We start from the raw sequence: 784 nt of genomic DNA on the forward strand, positions 1-784 counted from the left end.
TGCGCGCCAGCTTGTTGGCCACCGCACAGGCTGCCTTGTTGTGGTTCGTTCTGGCCAGTACCTGCAAGGCCCATTCGTGCAGGGCATCGAGTTTCTTGCCTGCCGCCTGAGCCACCACGGCCGCTCGCAGCACGCTTCTGGCACCGTGAACGAGCAGCATGCGCAGGTAGGTATCGCCCTGTTTGCTGATGCGTCCCAATCGCCGGCTCTTGCCCGAAGAGTTCTCCTTCGGGGTGATGCCAAACCAGCTGGCGAAGTGACGGCTGCTTTGCATGTGCATCACGTCGGCAAAGGCAGCCGTCATGCCCGTGCCGGTCATCAGGCCGATGCCGGGCACTGTCATCAGCAGCTTGCAGCCAGCGCTGTGACGGGCGACCTCCTTGAGCTGCGCGGTGATCTCTTCGATGCGCGCTTCGATCTGGCGCACCTGATCAAGCAGCAGATTCATGGCCGGGCGCAACATCTGCGGCAACGCGCTTTCAACGTCGCCAATGAGCCCCGCCATCTGCGTCAGGCCCTTCTTGGCCCCCACAGGAATGTGCAGGCCAAACTCGCGGCAAAAGCCCCGCATGGCGTTGATCTGCTGGGTGCGCTGCCCCATCCACAGCGAGCGCGTTCGGTGCAGCCCCTGCAGGGCTTGCTGCTCGACCGTCTTGACCCGCACGGGCTTGATGTCGCTGTTGCGGGCAGCTTCCAGCAGCGCCGCCGCATCGGCCGCGTCCGTCTTGTTGCGCCGAACGTAGGCGCGGATATAAGCCGGCGGCAGCAGCAGCACGTCGATGCC

1 protein-coding gene is annotated in these 784 nt (G+C 64.4%); it reads right to left on the reverse strand.

Annotated features, from left to right (window positions below):
- Positions 1 to 784, reverse strand: a 784-nt coding sequence (locus EIP75_RS23830) for an IS110 family RNA-guided transposase (RefSeq protein ID WP_158622974.1), incomplete at both ends; no start/stop codon positions are given.

Source organism: Aquabacterium soli, assembly GCF_003933735.1.
Lineage (GTDB): Bacteria > Pseudomonadota > Gammaproteobacteria > Burkholderiales > Burkholderiaceae_C > Aquabacterium > Aquabacterium soli.